General features: G+C 66.2%; 15 protein-coding genes. All 15 read left to right on the forward strand.

Going from position 1 to position 16,457, the window contains the following annotated elements; genetic code table 11:
* The 15 genes from L6639_RS03835 to L6639_RS03905 are packed head-to-tail and all read left to right on the forward strand — an operon-like array spanning position 1 to position 16,444.
* The gene (locus L6639_RS03835) at positions 1-1,089 is read left to right on the forward strand and encodes a branched-chain amino acid ABC transporter permease (RefSeq protein ID WP_237859027.1); all 1,089 of its coding nucleotides are present in this window, start codon (positions 1-3) and stop codon (positions 1,087-1,089) included.
* Positions 1,082-1,864, forward strand: coding sequence for an ABC transporter ATP-binding protein (locus L6639_RS03840; RefSeq protein ID WP_237859028.1), 783 nt, complete (start codon positions 1,082-1,084; stop codon positions 1,862-1,864). The genes L6639_RS03835 and L6639_RS03840 overlap by 8 nt, the downstream gene beginning before the upstream one ends.
* A complete protein-coding gene (locus tag L6639_RS03845) occupies positions 1,857-4,073 on the forward strand; it encodes an ABC transporter permease (protein WP_237859029.1) in 2,217 nt (738 codons plus the stop codon). The genes L6639_RS03840 and L6639_RS03845 overlap by 8 nt, the downstream gene beginning before the upstream one ends.
* A 3-nt stretch (positions 4,074-4,076) precedes the next feature.
* Complete coding sequence (locus L6639_RS03850) at positions 4,077-4,910, forward strand: phosphoenolpyruvate hydrolase family protein (RefSeq protein WP_237859031.1); 834 nt, start codon at positions 4,077-4,079, stop codon at positions 4,908-4,910.
* Positions 4,911-4,936: 26 nt separating this feature from the next.
* Positions 4,937-7,843, forward strand: coding sequence for a flotillin family protein (locus tag L6639_RS03855; protein WP_237859032.1), 2,907 nt, complete (start codon positions 4,937-4,939; stop codon positions 7,841-7,843).
* Between the two features lie 10 nt (positions 7,844-7,853).
* Positions 7,854-8,291 carry an SRPBCC family protein gene (locus L6639_RS03860; RefSeq protein ID WP_015686997.1) on the forward strand — a complete coding sequence of 146 codons (438 nt, stop codon included), beginning with the start codon at positions 7,854-7,856 and terminating at the stop codon, positions 8,289-8,291.
* A gap of 5 nt (positions 8,292-8,296) precedes the next feature.
* Entirely contained in the window at positions 8,297-8,740 is a 444-nt protein-coding gene (locus tag L6639_RS03865; RefSeq protein ID WP_237859033.1) for an SRPBCC family protein, read from the forward strand.
* Positions 8,741-9,559, forward strand: coding sequence for an FAD binding domain-containing protein (locus L6639_RS03870; protein WP_237859034.1), 819 nt, complete (start codon positions 8,741-8,743; stop codon positions 9,557-9,559). It abuts the gene before it with no gap.
* Between the two features lie 5 nt (positions 9,560-9,564).
* Positions 9,565-10,041, forward strand: coding sequence for a (2Fe-2S)-binding protein (locus L6639_RS03875; protein ID WP_183243641.1), 477 nt, complete (start codon positions 9,565-9,567; stop codon positions 10,039-10,041).
* A gap of 11 nt (positions 10,042-10,052) precedes the next feature.
* Positions 10,053-11,648 (forward strand): xanthine dehydrogenase family protein molybdopterin-binding subunit, encoded by a 1,596-nt coding sequence (locus L6639_RS03880; protein WP_237859035.1) that lies wholly within the window; start codon positions 10,053-10,055, stop codon positions 11,646-11,648.
* Positions 11,649-12,671 (forward strand): xanthine dehydrogenase family protein molybdopterin-binding subunit, encoded by a 1,023-nt coding sequence (locus L6639_RS03885; RefSeq protein WP_128952609.1) that lies wholly within the window; start codon positions 11,649-11,651, stop codon positions 12,669-12,671. It begins immediately after the preceding gene.
* Between the two features lie 12 nt (positions 12,672-12,683).
* Positions 12,684-13,565 carry an AAA family ATPase gene (locus L6639_RS03890; protein ID WP_237859036.1) on the forward strand — a complete coding sequence of 294 codons (882 nt, stop codon included), beginning with the start codon at positions 12,684-12,686 and terminating at the stop codon, positions 13,563-13,565.
* Entirely contained in the window at positions 13,562-14,683 is a 1,122-nt protein-coding gene (locus L6639_RS03895; protein ID WP_237859037.1) for a vWA domain-containing protein, read from the forward strand. The genes L6639_RS03890 and L6639_RS03895 overlap by 4 nt, the downstream gene beginning before the upstream one ends.
* Positions 14,680-15,564 (forward strand): amidohydrolase family protein, encoded by an 885-nt coding sequence (locus L6639_RS03900; protein WP_237859038.1) that lies wholly within the window; start codon positions 14,680-14,682, stop codon positions 15,562-15,564. Before L6639_RS03895 ends, L6639_RS03900 begins: the two co-directional genes overlap by 4 nt.
* A gap of 31 nt (positions 15,565-15,595) precedes the next feature.
* Positions 15,596-16,444 carry an MBL fold metallo-hydrolase gene (locus L6639_RS03905; protein WP_057758792.1) on the forward strand — a complete coding sequence of 283 codons (849 nt, stop codon included), beginning with the start codon at positions 15,596-15,598 and terminating at the stop codon, positions 16,442-16,444.
* Positions 16,445-16,457 lie beyond the last annotated feature (13 nt).

Below are 16,457 nucleotides of genomic sequence, written 5' to 3' on the forward strand. Positions count from 1 at the left end.
ATGTCCGTTACCCACGATACGCGCATTCAGATCCGCAGCCCCGCCTCGGCGGCGCAGCGGCAGGCTGCTCGCTCCTGGCCCGACCTCAACAATCCCGCCGCCTGGATCGTAGCGATCATCCTGCTGATCATGCCGCTGATCGCCAACGGCTTCTTCCTGATCGAGATCTTCGCAACCACGCTGATGCTCGGCACCATCGCGCTCAGCCTGATGTTCCTGGCCGGCTATGGCGGCATGGTCAGCCTGATGCAGCTCACCATCGCGGGCTTTGCCGCCTACATGGTCGCGGTGTTCGGAACCAGCGACAACGCCAATATCAGCCTGGGCTGGCCCTGGTGGCTGGCGGTGCCGATGGCGCTGACGCTCGCGACCATCTTCGGCACGCTCGGCGGTGCGCTCGCCGTGCGCACCGAGGGCATCTACACCATCATGATCACGCTCGCGATTGGTGCGGCGTTCTACTACTTTACCAACCAGAACTGGGCGATCTTCAACGGCCATACCGGCATCAACAACGTCGCGACGCCGCATTTCTGGGGCGTCAACTGGCGGGCGGACATTCCGTTCTACTATGTCGTGCTCGCGGTCGCCGCGCTTTGCTATTTCGCCGTCGACTACATCTCCCGCGCGCCGTTCGGCCTCGCGCTCCAGGGCGTGCGCGACAATCCGCGCCGCATGGCGGCGCTCGGCTTCAATGTCAATGCCCACCGCGTTGCGGCCTACGCGGTGGCATCTTTCATCGCGGGCCTCGCCGGCGTGCTCCAGGTCTGGAACTATCGCCAGATCTCGCCGGGCTCTGTCAGCGTCGGCGCCTGCATCGACATCCTCATCATCGCCATCGTCGGCGGCATCACGCGGCCGATCGGCCCCTATATCGGCGCGCTGGTGTTCGTGCTGTTGCGTACCTTTGCGCTCGACTTCCTGGTCAAGATCGGGCTCGACGGCAACCGCTTCCGGCTGCTGATCGGCCTCGGCTTCCTCGCGATCGTATTCTGGTCGTCGGATGGCGTGATCGGCCTGTGGCAGCGCTGGCGGCGGAGCCATCGTCCGCAGTCGGATCGCCCGGGCGGGGGGCGCGGTCATGGATAGCGTCGCGCAGCGCCTCTCCGCCGTCGGCGCCGGTGCAGCCCTGGAACTGCGCGGCGTCACGCGGCTGTTCGGCGCGCTGGCGGCGCTCACCGACGTCACCATCACCGTGCGCCCCGGCGAGCGGCGCGCCGTGCTCGGCTCCAATGGCGCCGGCAAGACCACGCTGTTCAACTGCATCACCGGCGACTTCCCGCCGACCTCAGGCACGATCCGTTTCTTTGGCGAGGACGTCACGCACTTCCCCCCTTATGAGCGCATCCGTCGCGGCCTCAGGCGAACCTACCAGATCTCCGCGCTGTTCCCCGGCCTCACGGTGCAGGACAACGTCTATCTCGCCTGCCGCGGCGTCTCGCGCGGACGCTTCTCGTTCCTGCGGCCCGGTCAGAATGATGCGCTGATGCACGCCGCCGACAATCTGGTGCAGGCGGTGCACTTGAGCGCGGTCAGGGACCAGCGCGTCGCCGAGCTCGCGCACGGCCAGCAGCGGCAGCTCGAGATCGCGCTGGCGCTCGCCGGCGCACCCCGCTTCGTGCTGTTCGACGAGCCGGCCGCGGGCCTGTCGCCGACCGAGCGCGCCGAGTTGGTCGAGATCCTCACCTCGCTACCGGCGCATATCGGCTACATCATCATCGAGCACGACATGGACGTGGCCTTACGCGTCGTCGAGAGCGTGACGATGATGCACAACGGCCGCATCTTCAAGGAAGGCGTGCCGGAGGAGATCCAGTCCGACCCCGAGGTGCAGGAGCTTTATCTCGGAGGCGGCCATGAGTGAGGCCCGCCGCAGCGCTGCAGCGCTCGAGGTCCGCGGCCTCGACGTTTACTATGGCCATTCGCACGCGCTGCAGGGCGTCGACCTCACGCTCGATGCCGGCGTGTTCTCCGTGGTCGGTCGCAACGGGATGGGCAAGACCACGCTGTGCAAGGCGATCATGGGCTTGGTGCCCGTGAGCGGGGGCTCGATCCGGATTCGCGGCGACGACATCACGCGGCGGCCGCCCGCGAATATCGCGCGGCTCGGCGTCGGCTATGTGCCACAGGGCCGCCGACTCTGGCGCTCGCTCAGCGTCGACGAACATCTGCGGCTCGCCGGCGGCATGCGCTCCGGCCCCTGGACGGTCGAGCGCATCTACGACACCTTTCCGCGGCTCGCCGAGCGCAAGGACCACGGCGGCGGCCAGCTCTCAGGCGGCGAGCAGCAGATGCTCGCGATCTCGCGCGCGCTGCTGACCAATCCGCAATTGCTGATCATGGACGAGCCGACCGAAGGGCTTGCACCCGTCATCGTCGCCCAGGTCGAAGAGATGCTGCTTCAGCTCGGCGAAGACGGCGACATGTCCGTGCTCGTGATCGAGCAGAACATCGGCGTCGCCACCGCGATCTCGCGCAACGTCGCGATCATGGTCAACGGCCGCATCAACCGCATCATCGATTCAGCTCGGCTGTCCGCCGACCGGGAGCTCCAGCAGCGCCTGCTTGGCGTCGGACTGCACGCCGAACTGGAGCCCGATCTCGATGTGCCTTCTACCGACGGCGAGGCCAAGCCAGCTGCTCAGCTTCCACGCAGCAGCGGTCCGATCCGGGTCTACATTTCCAACCCCACTCCGCCGACGCGCTGGTCGCAGCCGGTCCCGATCGGCCGTATCGAAGCCGCCGCGCGCACACTGTCGACGCAGGTCTCGCGCCTCGACGAGCCCGCACGGCGCAAGCGCGAGCCGGTGACGACGCAGACGTCAGGGCCCCCAGTGGTTCTGGTCGTCGGCACGCTCGACACCAAGGGTACTGAACTTCGCTTCATCCGCGACATCATTGGCGAGAGCGGGCTGCGCACGCGGCTCGTCGACGTCTCCACAAGCGGCAAGCACGCCACATGCGACGTCTCCGCGCAGGAGATTGCGCTGAACCACGGCCGCGGCGGCTCGGCTGTGTTCGGCCCGGACCGCGGCGCCGCTGTCACCGCGATGGCGGATGCGTTCGCCAATTGGATCAAGCGCCAGGGCAACATCGCCGGCGTCATTTCGGCCGGAGGCTCGGGAGCGGCATCGCTGGTCGCCCCTGCCATGCGCACCCTCCCCGTCGGCGTGCCAAAGCTGATCATCTCCTCGGTCGCCTCGGGCGACGTCGCGCCCTATGTCGGTCCTGCCGACATCACCATGATGTATTCGGTCACCGACGTGCAGGGGCTGAATTCGATCTCGCGCGCGGTGCTGTCGAACGGCGCCAATGCCATCGCCGGCATGGTCAAGGCGCGGCTCGACCCGCGTAAAGCGAAGGAGCGCGCTGCGAGTGCCGGGTTGCCGTCGATCGGCATCACCATGTTCGGCGTCACCACGCCGGCGGTGCAGAAGATCACAGCCGAGCTCGCCGACGATTTCGAGTGTCTTGTTTTCCACGCCACCGGCGTCGGCGGACGATCGATGGAGAAGCTGGTCGATTCCGGTCAGCTTGCCGGCGTGATCGATCTCACCACCACCGAGATCTGCGACCTCTTGATGGGCGGCGTGTTTCCGGCGACGGAGGATCGCTTCGGCGCTGTTATCCGCACCCGCCTGCCCTATGTCGGCTCGGTCGGCGCGCTCGACATGGTCAATTTCGGCGCGCCCGACACCATCCCCGAGCGCTGTCGCGGCCGCAAATTCCACGTCCACAATCCGCAGGTGACCTTGATGCGCACCACTGCGGACGAGAACGAACGCATGGGCCGCTGGATCGGCGAACGGCTGAACCAGATGGACGGGCCAGTGCGCTTCTTCCTGCCCGAGGGTGGCGTTTCCGCGCTCGATGCCCGCGGCCAGCCGTTCTGGGACCCCGAGGCCGACGCTGCCCTGTTCCGCGCGCTGGAGCGCACGGTACGGCAGACCGGCAACCGGCAACTCATTCGCGTCAAGCAGAACATCAACGATCCCGAGTTCGCCTCGATCATCGTGAGCGCGTTCCGAACCCTGTTCGGACGCGCCGGGGCACGCCGGAGAGTAGCGAGGTGACCGATGGCCCGGTTTGAACGCGCAGCACTCCTGAAGCGGTTCCGCGAGATGGCGAAGCGCGGCGAGCCGATCGTCGGCGGCGGCGCCGGCACCGGCCTGTCGGCCAAATGCGAGGAGGCCGGCGGCGTCGATCTCATCGTCATCTACAATTCCGGCCGCTATCGTATGGCTGGGCGCGGCTCACTTGCCGGGCTGATGCCTTATGGCGATGCCAACGCGATCGTCGTCGAAATGGCCGGCGAAGTGCTGCCGGTCGTCAGCAAGACGCCGGTCCTCGCGGGCGTGAACGGCACCGATCCGTTCCGCGACATGGATGTGTTCCTCGACCAGCTCAAGACACTCGGCTTCGCCGGCGTGCAGAACTTTCCGACCGTCGGCCTGATCGACGGCGTCTTCCGCGCCAATCTCGAAGAAACCGGCATGTCCTACGCGCTGGAGATCGACATGATCGCGAAGGCGCGCGAGAAGGACTTGCTGACGACGCCTTACGTCTTCAGCGAGAAGGAAGCGGCGGCGATGGCGATCGCCGGCGCCGACATCATCGTCTGCCATCTCGGCCTCACCACCGGCGGCACGATCGGCGCGCAGACCGCGCCCAAGCTGAAGGACTGCCCGGCACGCATCGACACCTGGGCATCCGCGGCGCTCAGCGTCAACCCTGACATCCTGGTGCTCGCCCATGGCGGCCCGATCGCGGATCCCGCCGATGCCGATTTCATCATGAAGAACACGCGTTACTGCCACGGCTTCTACGGCGCCTCCTCGATGGAGCGGCTGCCGGTGGAGCGGGCTTTGACGGAACAGGTCCGCAAATTCAAGGCGATCGGCGCGCCGTAACGCCTGCAAGATCGAGGGAGGGAAACATGTCAGGGATCCTGGTCGGCGAGCTCATCCTCTGGCTGATCGTCGCCATCATCGTGATCGTGGTTGGCGTCTACATCGTCAACTGGCTCTACCATCGCTCCTCCAAGGAGGTGTCGTTCGTCCGCACCGGTTTCCTCGGCGAACGCGTCGTCATCAACGGCGGCGCGTTCGTGCTGCCCTTCATCCACGATTACACGCCCGTCAACATGAACGTGCTGCCGATGGGCATCGTGCGCTCGCGGCAGGACGCGGTGATCACCCGCGACCGCATGCGTGTCGACATCGAGGCCGACTTCTATGTCCGGGTCCAGGCCACCCGCGAAGCGGTCTCGATCGCCGCCGCCACGCTCGGCCGCCGCACCATGGAGCCGGAACAGCTCCATGCGCTGCTGGCCGGCAAGTTCATTTCAGCGATCCGCTCGGTCGCATCCGAAATGACCCTCGAAGAGATGCACGAACGACGCGGCGACTATGTCACACGCGTCAAGACCAATGCGGCCGAAGCCCTCGCCCAGAATGGTCTTGAGCTCGAATCCGTCGCCATCACCGATCTCGACCAGACCGACCTTGAATTCTTCAATCCCTCGAACCGGTTCGACGCCGAAGGCTTGACCCGGCTGATGGAGGACATCGAGGCCCGGCGCAAGCTGCGCAATGACATCGAGCAGGACTCGATGATCAAGATCCGCACCCGCAATCTTGAGGCCGAGCGGCAGGCGCTCGAAATCGAGCGCGAGAGCGAGACCGCGCGGCTGGAGCAGGAACGCGACATCGAGATGCGCCGCGCGCTCCAGCGCACTGAAGTCGCCCGCGAACGCGCGCTGCGCGAGACCGAGGCCGAACAGGCCCAGATTTCTGCGCGTGAGGCGATCGAGCGCTCGCGGATCGCCAATGAGCAGGCGATTGCGGAGGCCCGCATCGCCGCCGAACGCGAGACGCGCCAGAAGGAAATCGAGCGCACCCGCACCATCGAAGAAAAGGAGTTGCTGGCGCGCGAGGAGATCGAGAAGACCCGAATCGCCAATCAGCGCTCGATCGACACGACGCGGATTGCCTCCGAACGTGATGTCCGCCAGCGCGAGATCGAACGCATGCGCACTGTCGAGGAAGCCGAGATCGCGGCACGCGAGGCCATCGAGAAGGCCCGCATCCAGCAGGACCGTGTCGTCACCGACGCCCGCATCGCCAATGAGGAGGAGACAAAGCGCCGCGAGATCGAGCGCACCCGCGCCGTCGACGAGGCCGAGATCGCCGCCCGCGAAGCCACCGAAAAGGCCCGCATCGCCCAGACCTTGATCGTGAATGTCGAGCGCATCTCCTCCGATGAGCGTACCCGCGCGCTGGAGATCCAGCAGGTCCGCACCATCCAGGAGGCCGAGATCGAGGCGCAGCGTGCGGTCGAGGCCGCCCGCATCGGCCGCGAGCGGACGCTGGCCGCTGAGCGGATCGCCGCCGAGCAGAGCACGCGGCAACTGGAGATCGAGCGCAACCAGAGCCTCGAAGTCGCCGGGATCGCCGCGCGCGAGACCACGGAAGCCTCGCGCATTGCCCAGGAAGAGCGCGTCCGCTCGCTGGAGATCGCGCGCAACCGGGCCGTCGAGGAGGCCGACATCGCCTCCCGCGAGGCGATCGAGGCGGCCCGCATTGCCCAGGAGAAGGCGGTCGCGGCCGAGCGCATCCAGGCCGAGCGCGACACGCGTTCGCTGGAGATCGAACGCACCGGCATTCTGGAGGCCGCCGAGCTGAAGCGGCGCGATGCCATCGAGCGGCAGCGCATCACGGTCGATCTCGCGCTGGAGGCCGAGCGGATCAACTCGTCCAAGAAGCGCGAGGTGCTCAATATCGAGCAGAAGAAGGCGATCGAGATCGCGGACGAAGACCGCGTCATCGCGCTCTCCGCCAAGAAGTCCGAGCGGATCGACGCCGACCGCCAGGTTCGGCAGGCCGAAATCGTCGCCCGCAAGGAGGTCGAGACCACCGACGTCTCGCGCGAGCAGGCGCTGGAGGCCGCCCGCCTCGAGCGCCGACGCGCAATCGAGCAGCTCGAGGTGGCCCGTGTCCAGTCACTGCAGGAGGCCGAGATCGCCTCCCGCGAGGAAGTCGAGCGCGCCCGCATCGCGTCCGACCGCGGCCTCGACGAGGCTCGTGTCGGCCGCGAGCGCGAGCTGCGCAAGCTGGAGGTCAACCGCGAGAAGGAGGTCGAGACTGTTTTGATGGAGAAGGCGATCGCCATTCACCAAAAGTCGCTGGAAGAATCGGCCGCGAAGGCGATGGCGGAGGAAGCGCGGATGCGGGCCACCGAGGCCGCCGAACGCGTCATCACCGCGCGCGAGAGCGAGATCGCAAAACGACGCAAGACGGTCGAGGTGCTGCTCGCCGAGAAGCAGGCCGAGGAGACACGGATCGCCGCGGACGCCGAACGTGTGCGTGCGGCCGTCGAAGCCGAGGCGCAGCGGATGCTCAACGAGGCCGAGAACGTGCTGACCGACCAGGCTCGCTATTCGTTGTTCCGCCGAAAGCTGCTCGACAAGATCGAAGGTATCGTGCGCGAGAGCGTCAAGCCGATGGAGAAGATCGAGGGCATCCGTATCCTCCAGGTTGACGGCCTCCATGGCAACGGCGGCGGTGGCAATGGCGGACGCAGCGCCACCGACGAGGTGATCGACTCCGCGCTGCGCTACCGCGTGCAGGCGCCGCTGATCGACTCCCTTCTGTCGGACATCGGCGTCGAGGGTGGCAGCCTTGCCAAGATGCCGGGCCTGATCCGCGAAGCTCGCGACATGCAGGGTATCAAGGAGTCCGCACGCAAGAGCGGCGGTGGCGGCGACAAACCCGCGGCCTCCCCGCCTGCGGCCGAGGGCGGCGGCGAACCGCCGGCCGAACGCGGTCCGCGGAAGAAGAGCTGAGGTCTGACCCATGCCCCGCGTCTACGTCTCCACCGTCGTCAATGCGCGCAACGATCGCGTCTGGGCGCGCGTGCGTGATTTCAACGGCCTGCCGAACTGGCACCCGGCGATTGCCGAAAGCCGCATCGAGGGCGGCGAGCCCTCGGACAAGATCGGATGTGTGCGCGACTTTCGCCTGCGCAATGGCGACCGCATCCGCGAGAAGCTGCTCGGCCTCTCCGACTACGACATGTTCTGCACCTACTCGATCCTGGAATCCCCGATGGGCGTCGAGAACTACGTCGCAACCTTGCGCCTGACGCCGGTCACCGACGGCGACCAGACCTTTGTGGAATGGACCGCCGAGTTCGACTGCGCGCCGGAGCGCGAGACCGAGCTCGTCGGCAATATCGGCGGCGGTGTGTTCCAGGGCGGGTTCGATGCCCTGAAGCGCGTGTTCGGAGGCTGATATCCGTGCCGCATATCGTCAAAAGCACGATCCTGGACGCACCGACCGATGCGGCGTGGGCGATGCTGCGCGATTTCAACGGGCACGACCGCTGGCATCCGGCAGTGGCGACCTCCTCGATCGAGCGCGCGCATGCCTCGGACAAGATCGGCTGTATCAGGCGGTTCAAGCTGAAGGACGGCGCGGAGCTGCGCGAGCAATTGCTGGCGCTATCCGACCTCGAACAGAGTTTTAGCTACTGCCTGCTCGATACACCGATCCCGATGTTCAACTACGTCGCCCATGTCCGCCTGCTGCCTGTGACCGACGGCGACCGCACGTTCTGGCACTGGGAGTCGCGCTTCACGGCCAGGCCGGAAGACCGCGACCGCATCACCCACATGGTCGCCGAAGACATTTACCAGGCCGGATTCGATGCAATCCGCCGGCATCTGAAGGAGGCCGCCTAGATGGCCGTGACAGTGAAGACTTTTGCGAGCGCCAGCGAGGCGGCGGGGGCACTGTCCTCGGATCGCAGCGCGCGCTATCTCGGCGGCGGCACGCTGGTGATGCGAGCGCTGAACGAGGGCGATGTTGCGATCTCGACCGTCGTCCGCGCCCAAGATCAGGCATTGACCCGGATCGACGCATCCGGCCCGCGCATCACGCTGGGCGCCGGCGTCACCTTCGCGCGCATCCTCGCTGACCGCGATCTTGGCTTCCTGCACGCCCCTGCGCGTTCGATCGGCGGCCCTGCGGTACGCAACATGGGAACAGTCGGCGGCAATCTCTTTGCGCCGAATCCTTATGGAGATTTCACCGTCGCGCTGCTCGCGCTCGATGCGACCGTCGCCGTCGCGGGCGCCTTTGGCGCGCGCGACATCGGAGTCGAAGAATTTTTGCAGGCGCGCGACCGGCAGCCCGGAACGCTGGTCTTGTCGATCTCCTGCACCCGGCCTGTAAGCAGCGAGGCGTTCCGCTATCGCAAGATCGCGCGTATCAAGCCGAAGGGCGGTTCGGTCATCACGCTCGCCGCGCATCTGCCGATCTCAGGCGGCCGGATCGCAGGCGCGCGGATTGCGCTGGGTTCGATGGCGCCGACACAGATCCGTGCCCGCGCTGCCGAGCGGGCACTGGAAGGACGCTCGCTGGACGCGGCGACCATCGCCGCCGCTGCATCCGCGGCGACCGAAGGAACGTCACCCCCCGACAATGCGCTCGGCAGCGCCTGGTATCGCCGCGAAATTGTCGGCGTCCACCTGCGCCGCCTGCTGTCCGGACAGGAATAGACCGCATGTCCAAAATACCCCTGCAATTTCGTCACAACGGCCGCGACGTCGCGATCTTCGTCGACGGCGGCACCAATCTGCTGGTGGCGCTGCGCGAACTGATCGGCGACATGACGCCGAAATTCGGCTGCGGCCAGGGCGGCTGCGGCACTTGCAGCGTGCTGATCGACGGCGAACTCCACCTCTCCTGCCTGACGCTGGCGGAAACAGTCGCGGGCCGCTCCGTTGAGACGCTCGACGGCATGAAGCAGGGTCCGAACCTGCATCCGCTCCAGCGCGCCTTCGCGGACAATTTCGCCGCCCAGTGCGGCTATTGCACGCCGGGCATGTTGATGGCTGCAAAAGCCCTGCTCGACCGCAATCCCTCGCCCAGCCGCGACGAGGTCATCGAGGCCATCTCCGGCAACATCTGCCGCTGCACCGGCTATGAGCCGATCATCAATGCCATCCTCGCCGCCGCCGGCGGCCGGGTCAGCGCCTGAAGGACGTCGCCATGCTGGAACTGCGCAAGGATATTTTCGCCGACGAGCGCGACGATAATTTGAAGGAAATCGGCAAGGGCACCCAGCGCCAGGACATGCTCGGCCACGTTACGGGCACGTCGAGCTACTTCAATGACCACAAGCTGCAGGGCATGCTGCATCTGAAGGTCGTACGCTCGACGCAGGCACATGCACGCATCCGCCGTATCGACACGGCCGAGGCCGAGCGTTCGGCCGGCGTGCGCCGGATCATCCGCGGCGCCGACGTGCCGGTTAATCTCAACACGCTTTTGAGCCTGATCAATTTCGGCAAGGACGACGAGCCGTCGCTGGCGGTCGACAAGGTCCGCTACAAGGGCGAGCCCATTGTCGCCATCGTCGCCGACAGCGAGCGCGAGGCCTTTGAGGCCATCGCAAAGGTCAGGATTGACTACGAGCCGCTGCCGGCGGTATTCGACGTCGAGGACGCACTGAAGCCCGGCGCGCCCGTGGTCAACGAGACCTATCCGAAGAACACTTTCACCTATCACGAGACCTATGACCACCAGCGGCTTCGCTTCGGCGATGCCGATGCGGCGCTGGCGACGGCCGATCACGTGCTGGAGCAGCGCTACCAGATGTCGCCGATCGAGCACGCGCCGACCGAGACCAACGGCGCGATCGCGGCCCCCGACACCAACGGCCGTTTCGTCGTCTACACCTCGACCCAGGCGCTGTTCTTCTCGGTCGATACCTGCGCCAAGATTTTGGACGTCCCGTCCAACACCTTCCACTTCATCGGCGGCACCGTCGGCGGCGGGTTCGGCGGCAAGGTGGATACGCTGACCGAGCCGCTCGCCATTCTCGGCGCGATGCTGACTGGAAAACCCGTGCGCTACGTGTTCGGGCGCGAAGAGGAGATGCAATACGGCCCGCCGCGCGGCGCCGAGCGCATCTACATCAAGGACGGCGTGATGCGTGACGGCCGCATCGTCGCGCGCAAGATCCTCGCCTATTTCGACAGCGGCGCCTATACGCGGCTGTCGAGCTACGCCGCGGTGAAATGCGCAGCGCATCTGCCGGGCCCTTACACCATCCCGAACGTCTATGGCGACGTCTATTGCGTCTTCACGAACCGCACGCCGGCGACCGCCATGCGCGGCTTCGGTGTCACCGCGATGGACTTTGCCATCGAGTGCCAGATGGACAAGCTGGCGCACCTCATCAACATGGACCCGATGGAGTTCCGGATCCTCAACGCCTATCGCGACGGTGACATGAAAGCGCACCGGCGCGAAGCCAAGAACACGGCGCTGATCGAATGTGTGCAGGTTGCGGCCGAAAAGGCAAAATGGCCGCTTCGCGAGGAATTCAAGCGCGCATCGTCGCGCAAGGACGGCGGCGGCAGTCGCGCCGTAATCCCGCCGACACCGGCGGATGCTTCGCGCGCACGTCCCACCGCTCCGGCTCAGCAGCGCACCAGCTACGACAGGCTGCCACCCACTGTCACGCGCGAACCGCCGCGCGAGCCGCCTCCACCGGTTCCTCCGCCGCCCTCGCCGCGGCCACCTGCACCGTCGCATGGTGCGACCCGCTTCTCCTCCGTCTTCGGCACCAGGAGGCGCTAGATGACCCGGCATCGCGGACGCGGCATCGCGTCGATCAACTATCCCATCGGCATGAATCTCGGCGGTGATCCCAGCCAGGCGCTAGTGCATTCCAACCCGAGCGGCAAGTTCACGGTGGCGCTGTCGTCGATCGATCTTGGCCAGGGCATGAAATCCGTCACGCGGCAGATCTGCGCGGAGACGCTCGGCGTGCCGGTCGAGGATGTCTATGTCGACACGGCCGATTCCGACACCGGCCCGCATTGCATGGGCTCGTTCGCCTCGCGCGGCACCCATCGCGTCGGCAATGCCGTGATGGCGGCGGCGCGCGAGGCGCGCGGCGTGATGATGGAGGCGGCCGCCGAGGAGCTGGAGGTCAACGCCGCCGATCTCGAGACCGACGGGCGCGGCAATATCCATGTCAAGGGTGCGCCGCACCGCTCGATCTCGACCAAGGACGTCGCGATTGCCGCGCAGTTCAAGCAGGGCAAGACCATCTCGGGTCGCGGCATCTTCCTGGTGCCGCTCTCCGAAGTGAATCCGGAGACCGGCGAGATGTCGCCGGCGACATGCTACGCCCATGCCTGCCTCGTCGCCGAGGTCGATGTCGACGACGAGACCGGCGAAGTAGCGATGGTGCGAATGGACTCGGCCTATGAACTCGGCCGTGCGCTCAATCCGCGCCTGGTCGAGCAGCAGCTCGTCGGCGGCGCCTGGATGGGCGTCAGCCACGCGCTCTATGAGACGCCGGAGCCTTACTATCCAGAGCCCGTGCATGGCCCGCGCGACTTCGTTGAATATCTGATGCCCGGCCCCGGCGACATCTGCCCGCATGACATCGCGGTGCTGGAGCGCCCTGCCCCGGATGGTCCATTCGGCGCCAAGGGCCCCGGCGAGATGTGCGCGAACCCGGTGCTGCCGGCGGTGGCCAATGCGATCTTCAACGCGGTCGGCGTGCGCATCGATGATCTTCCGATCACCCCTGAAAAGGTGCTCCGCGCAATCAAGGCCCAGGGTGGCGCGCGGCCGCAGGCGCGGCGCTAGAGGTTTTGGTTCATGGCGGTCCGCAGCAACATCGTCGGCATCGACAGCCCGGAGGCGCTGGAGAAGGCGCTGCGCGCGGCCTATTACCTCGCCGACGAAGGCCTTGCGACCGCGGCCTATCTCGGCCTCGCGCTCGGTAAGCCGCTGCTGCTGGAGGGTGCGCCGGGTGTCGGCAAGACCGAAGCGGCAAAGGCCATTGCCGCCGTGCTCGGCCGCCGGCTGATCCGCCTGCAATGCTATGAGGGCATCGACGCCTCCGCGGCGCTCTACGAATGGAATTACCCTCGTCAGATGCTCGCGATCCGCCAGGCCGGCGATGAGAGCATCGACATCTATGGCGAGACGTTCCTGATCGAGCGGCCCATGCTGGCGACACTGCGTGCGCCTGATTCCACGGTGCTCCTGATCGACGAAATCGACCGCGCCGACCAGGAGTTCGAGGCGTTTCTGCTCGAATTCCTCTCTGACTTCCAGATTTCGATCCCCGAGCGCGGCACGGTGCGCGCCGCCGAGCGTCCCGTGGTGGTGCTGACATCGAACCGGACGCGCGACCTGCACGAAGCGCTCCGCCGCCGCTGTGTCTATCACTGGATCGACTATCCGACCGAGGAGCGCGAGGCGCGCATCGTGATGCTGCGAGCCTCAAGCGTCGCCGAAGCCACTGCGCGGGCGGTCGTCGCGGCGGTCGGCAAGCTCCGGCGCGAGCCGCTGAGCAAAGCGCCCGGAATCGCCGAAGCTGTCGACTGGGCCGAGGCCGCAACGTTGCTGCACAAGGGCGGTGCGCGTTGGCCCGACGCCTTCAAGCGCTCGATCGGCGTGGCGCTCAAGGACGAGGAGGATCTGCACTTCATCGCGCCCCGGCTCGACGCAATGCTCGCGGAGGCCACGGCATGAGCACCGAGCTTCAACTTCCGCGCGCCGCCCGCGTCTTCGTCTCCTTTGTCGCACTGCTGCGCGCCAACAGTTTTGCTGTCGCGCCGGAGCAGACCACTGCGTTCCTTACCGCGATCGAACTGCTGGGCCCGCGCGACCTCGGGGATATCAGGCAGGCCGCTCTGGCCACCCTCGCCCCGCCACCCGAGCGCCGCGTGACCTTTGACCGGCTATTCGACCTCCATTTCCGCGGCAGTGAGGCAATCGAGCATGCCGATGACGGCAAGGATGACGAGACCGTTCGGCTCCAGGAAGAAGGCCGCGGCGACGAGGAGCCGCTGTTCTCCGACGACGCCAACGAGTCCGGCCTGACAGCGACCCGTACCGAGGCGCTGGTCGAGCGCCGCTTCGCGCAGCTGTCCACCACCGAGGCGCTCCGCCGTTTGTCCCGCGAGGCACCACGGCGCCTGCCGCAGCGACGTGGTCACCGTCGTATGCGCGCCCGCCGCGGACCGTTTGCCGACCTCCGTCGCACCTTGCGCGACTCCGTCCGCAGCGACGGCGAGATCCTGCGGCTCGGGCATCTGAAGCGGCGCCAGCGCCCACGCAAATTCCTGCTGCTGATCGACGTCTCCGGCTCGATGAAGAGCCGCACCGAGGAAAACATGAAGCTGGCGCATGCACTGGTGCAGGCCGCGCCCAATGTCGAGGTCTTCACCTTCGGCACCCGGCTGACCCGTGTCACCCGCGCGCTGCGCGTGAAGCGCCGCGAGCAGGCGCTGAGCGCGGCCGCGCATCTCGTCAGCGACTGGGACGGCGGCACCCGCATCGGCGATGCGCTGCAAGCCTTCCTCGCGGTGCCGCGCTTTGGCGGCTATGCCCGCGGGGCGGCCGTGGTCGTCGTCTCCGATGGGCTGGAGCGCGGCGAGCCCGATGCCCTGCGCGATGCGGTGGCCAAACTATCGCAGCGGGCCTGGCGCGTGAGCTGGCTGACGCCGCTGGCGTCCGGACCCGGCTTTCGGCCGCAGACCGAGGCGCTCGTTGCGATCGAGCGCTTCGTCGACGATCTCGTCGACGGCGGATCGAGCGCGTCGATCGTCGCGCATGTCCTCGCCTTGGGACGAAGGAGAGTTGCGTGACTGAGATGATCGACGGGCATCATCATATCTGGCGGCAGGCCGATCTGCCCTGGCTGGTCGGCCCGATGCAACCTCGCATCTTCGGAGCCTACGAGGCCATCCGGCGCGACTATCCGATCGAGGAATTTCTCGACGATCTCAAGGGCAACGGCGTTACCCGCTCGGTTTACGTCCAGACCAACTGGGCCAACGATCGTTTCGAGGACGAGGCGGCCTGGGTGCAGCGGACCGCCGACGAGACCGGTTGGCCGCACGCCATCGTCGCCTATGCCAATTTCGCCGTGGACGACGTGCGTCCGCAGCTCGACCGCCTCAAGCGCTATTCCCTGGTGCGCGGCGTGCGCATGCAGCTGCACTGGCATGCAAACCCGCTCTATCGTTTCGCGGCCAAGCCCGATCTGTGCATCGATCCCGTGGTCCGCCGCAACGTCGCGCGGCTCGCCGATTACGGCTGGAGTTTTGATCTCCAGGTCTTCACGCCGCAGATGCCGGATGCCGCACATCTCGCCGAATCCTGCCCCAAGGTGACCTTCATCCTCCAGCATGCCGGCATGCTCGAAGACCTTTCGCCAGCAGGCCGCGCCGCTTGGCGCGCGGGCATGGCGCGGCTTGCGACCTGCCCGAATGTCGTCTCGAAGCTCTCCGGGCTTGGAACCTTCATCCACCGCAATGATCCCGCGCACATCGCCGCGGTGGTCATGGATACCGTTGCGATCTTCGGCGCCGAGCGCTGCCTGTTCGGCTCGAATTTCCCGATCGAGAAATTGTGGACCAGCTATCGCGCGCTTGTTGACGCATTTCGCGCAGCCGCCGCTTCGCTGAGCGCCGAGCAGCGGGATGCGATCTTCCGAGGCACCGCAACACGCGTCTATCGGCTTTGAAAGACAAGAAAGAACACGAGGAGGGAAACGAATGGCGCTGGAGATCAAGATCCTGGACTACGGGGATATCGAGCTGGAATCGAGCTTCCTGGTGCTCGGTCGCGACTGCGGCCGCACCCGCCGCGTCCTTACGCTGGGCTTTCTGATCCTCGGCGGCAAATATCCTGTCGTGGTCGACACCGGCTATCGCTCCAATCAGATCATGGAGACGCTGGGCATGCGGGGACTGCAATACCACGAACACATGATCGAGAACCAGCTCGCCCGCCACGGCGTGCGCATGGGCGACGTGCGCTTCGTCTGCCACACCCATCTGCACATCGACCATGCGGGCAAGGACGATCTGTTCCCGATGAACACGACGGTCGTTCTCAACCGCAAGGAGCTGGAATATTCAGTCTCCGGCCTGATGCATCCGCAATATCCGGCGCCCGACATCAAGCATTTGATCGACCGCCTGCACACCAAGAGTGCGCTCCGCTTTCTCGACTTGGAGATCACCGGCCCGATCGAGCTGATGCCCGGCGTCTATTGCGATGCCGCCAATGCCCACACCGAGGGCTCGATGAACATCATTGTCGAGACCGCCGACGGAATCGCCACCATCTGCGGCGACGTGATCTACGATTTCAACGACCAGATCGTCACGCCCTTCCACGAAATCCATGACTGGGAGCCGCGCACGACGGGCAACCACGGCACCAGCAAGCGTGCGGAGAAGGCCGCAATCAAGAAGCTGCTCAGCAACTCGCGCTATCTGCTGCCAGTGCACGACCGCCCCGCCAAGATCGAAGGCGGCAATGTCGTGGGGCGTCTGCACGATCAGGTGCCCGGACCAATCGTGCAGTCCCTGCCCGCACGCAACTGGTTTCCCGCGTAGCACGATGTGAGGA

Origin of the sequence: Bradyrhizobium zhengyangense, from assembly GCF_022012555.1 — a bacterium.
Lineage (GTDB): Bacteria > Pseudomonadota > Alphaproteobacteria > Rhizobiales > Xanthobacteraceae > Bradyrhizobium > Bradyrhizobium zhengyangense.

Excerpts from the sequence above, each read along its gene's own strand:
- L6639_RS03835 (WP_237859027.1), top strand. The coding sequence starts at position 1 with ATGTCCGTTACCCACGATACGCGCATTCAGATCCGCAGCCCCGCCTCG.
- L6639_RS03840 (WP_237859028.1), top strand. The coding sequence starts at position 1,082 with ATGGATAGCGTCGCGCAGCGCCTCTCCGCCGTCGGCGCCGGTGCAGCC.
- L6639_RS03845 (WP_237859029.1), top strand. The coding sequence starts at position 1,857 with ATGAGTGAGGCCCGCCGCAGCGCTGCAGCGCTCGAGGTCCGCGGCCTC.
- L6639_RS03850 (WP_237859031.1), top strand. The coding sequence starts at position 4,077 with ATGGCCCGGTTTGAACGCGCAGCACTCCTGAAGCGGTTCCGCGAGATG.
- L6639_RS03855 (WP_237859032.1), top strand. The coding sequence starts at position 4,937 with ATGTCAGGGATCCTGGTCGGCGAGCTCATCCTCTGGCTGATCGTCGCC.
- L6639_RS03860 (WP_015686997.1), top strand. The coding sequence starts at position 7,854 with ATGCCCCGCGTCTACGTCTCCACCGTCGTCAATGCGCGCAACGATCGC.
- L6639_RS03870 (WP_237859034.1), top strand. The coding sequence starts at position 8,741 with ATGGCCGTGACAGTGAAGACTTTTGCGAGCGCCAGCGAGGCGGCGGGG.
- L6639_RS03875 (WP_183243641.1), top strand. The coding sequence starts at position 9,565 with ATGTCCAAAATACCCCTGCAATTTCGTCACAACGGCCGCGACGTCGCG.
- L6639_RS03880 (WP_237859035.1), top strand. The coding sequence starts at position 10,053 with ATGCTGGAACTGCGCAAGGATATTTTCGCCGACGAGCGCGACGATAAT.
- L6639_RS03885 (WP_128952609.1), top strand. The coding sequence starts at position 11,649 with ATGACCCGGCATCGCGGACGCGGCATCGCGTCGATCAACTATCCCATC.
- L6639_RS03890 (WP_237859036.1), top strand. The coding sequence starts at position 12,684 with ATGGCGGTCCGCAGCAACATCGTCGGCATCGACAGCCCGGAGGCGCTG.
- L6639_RS03895 (WP_237859037.1), top strand. The coding sequence starts at position 13,562 with ATGAGCACCGAGCTTCAACTTCCGCGCGCCGCCCGCGTCTTCGTCTCC.
- L6639_RS03905 (WP_057758792.1), top strand. The coding sequence starts at position 15,596 with ATGGCGCTGGAGATCAAGATCCTGGACTACGGGGATATCGAGCTGGAA.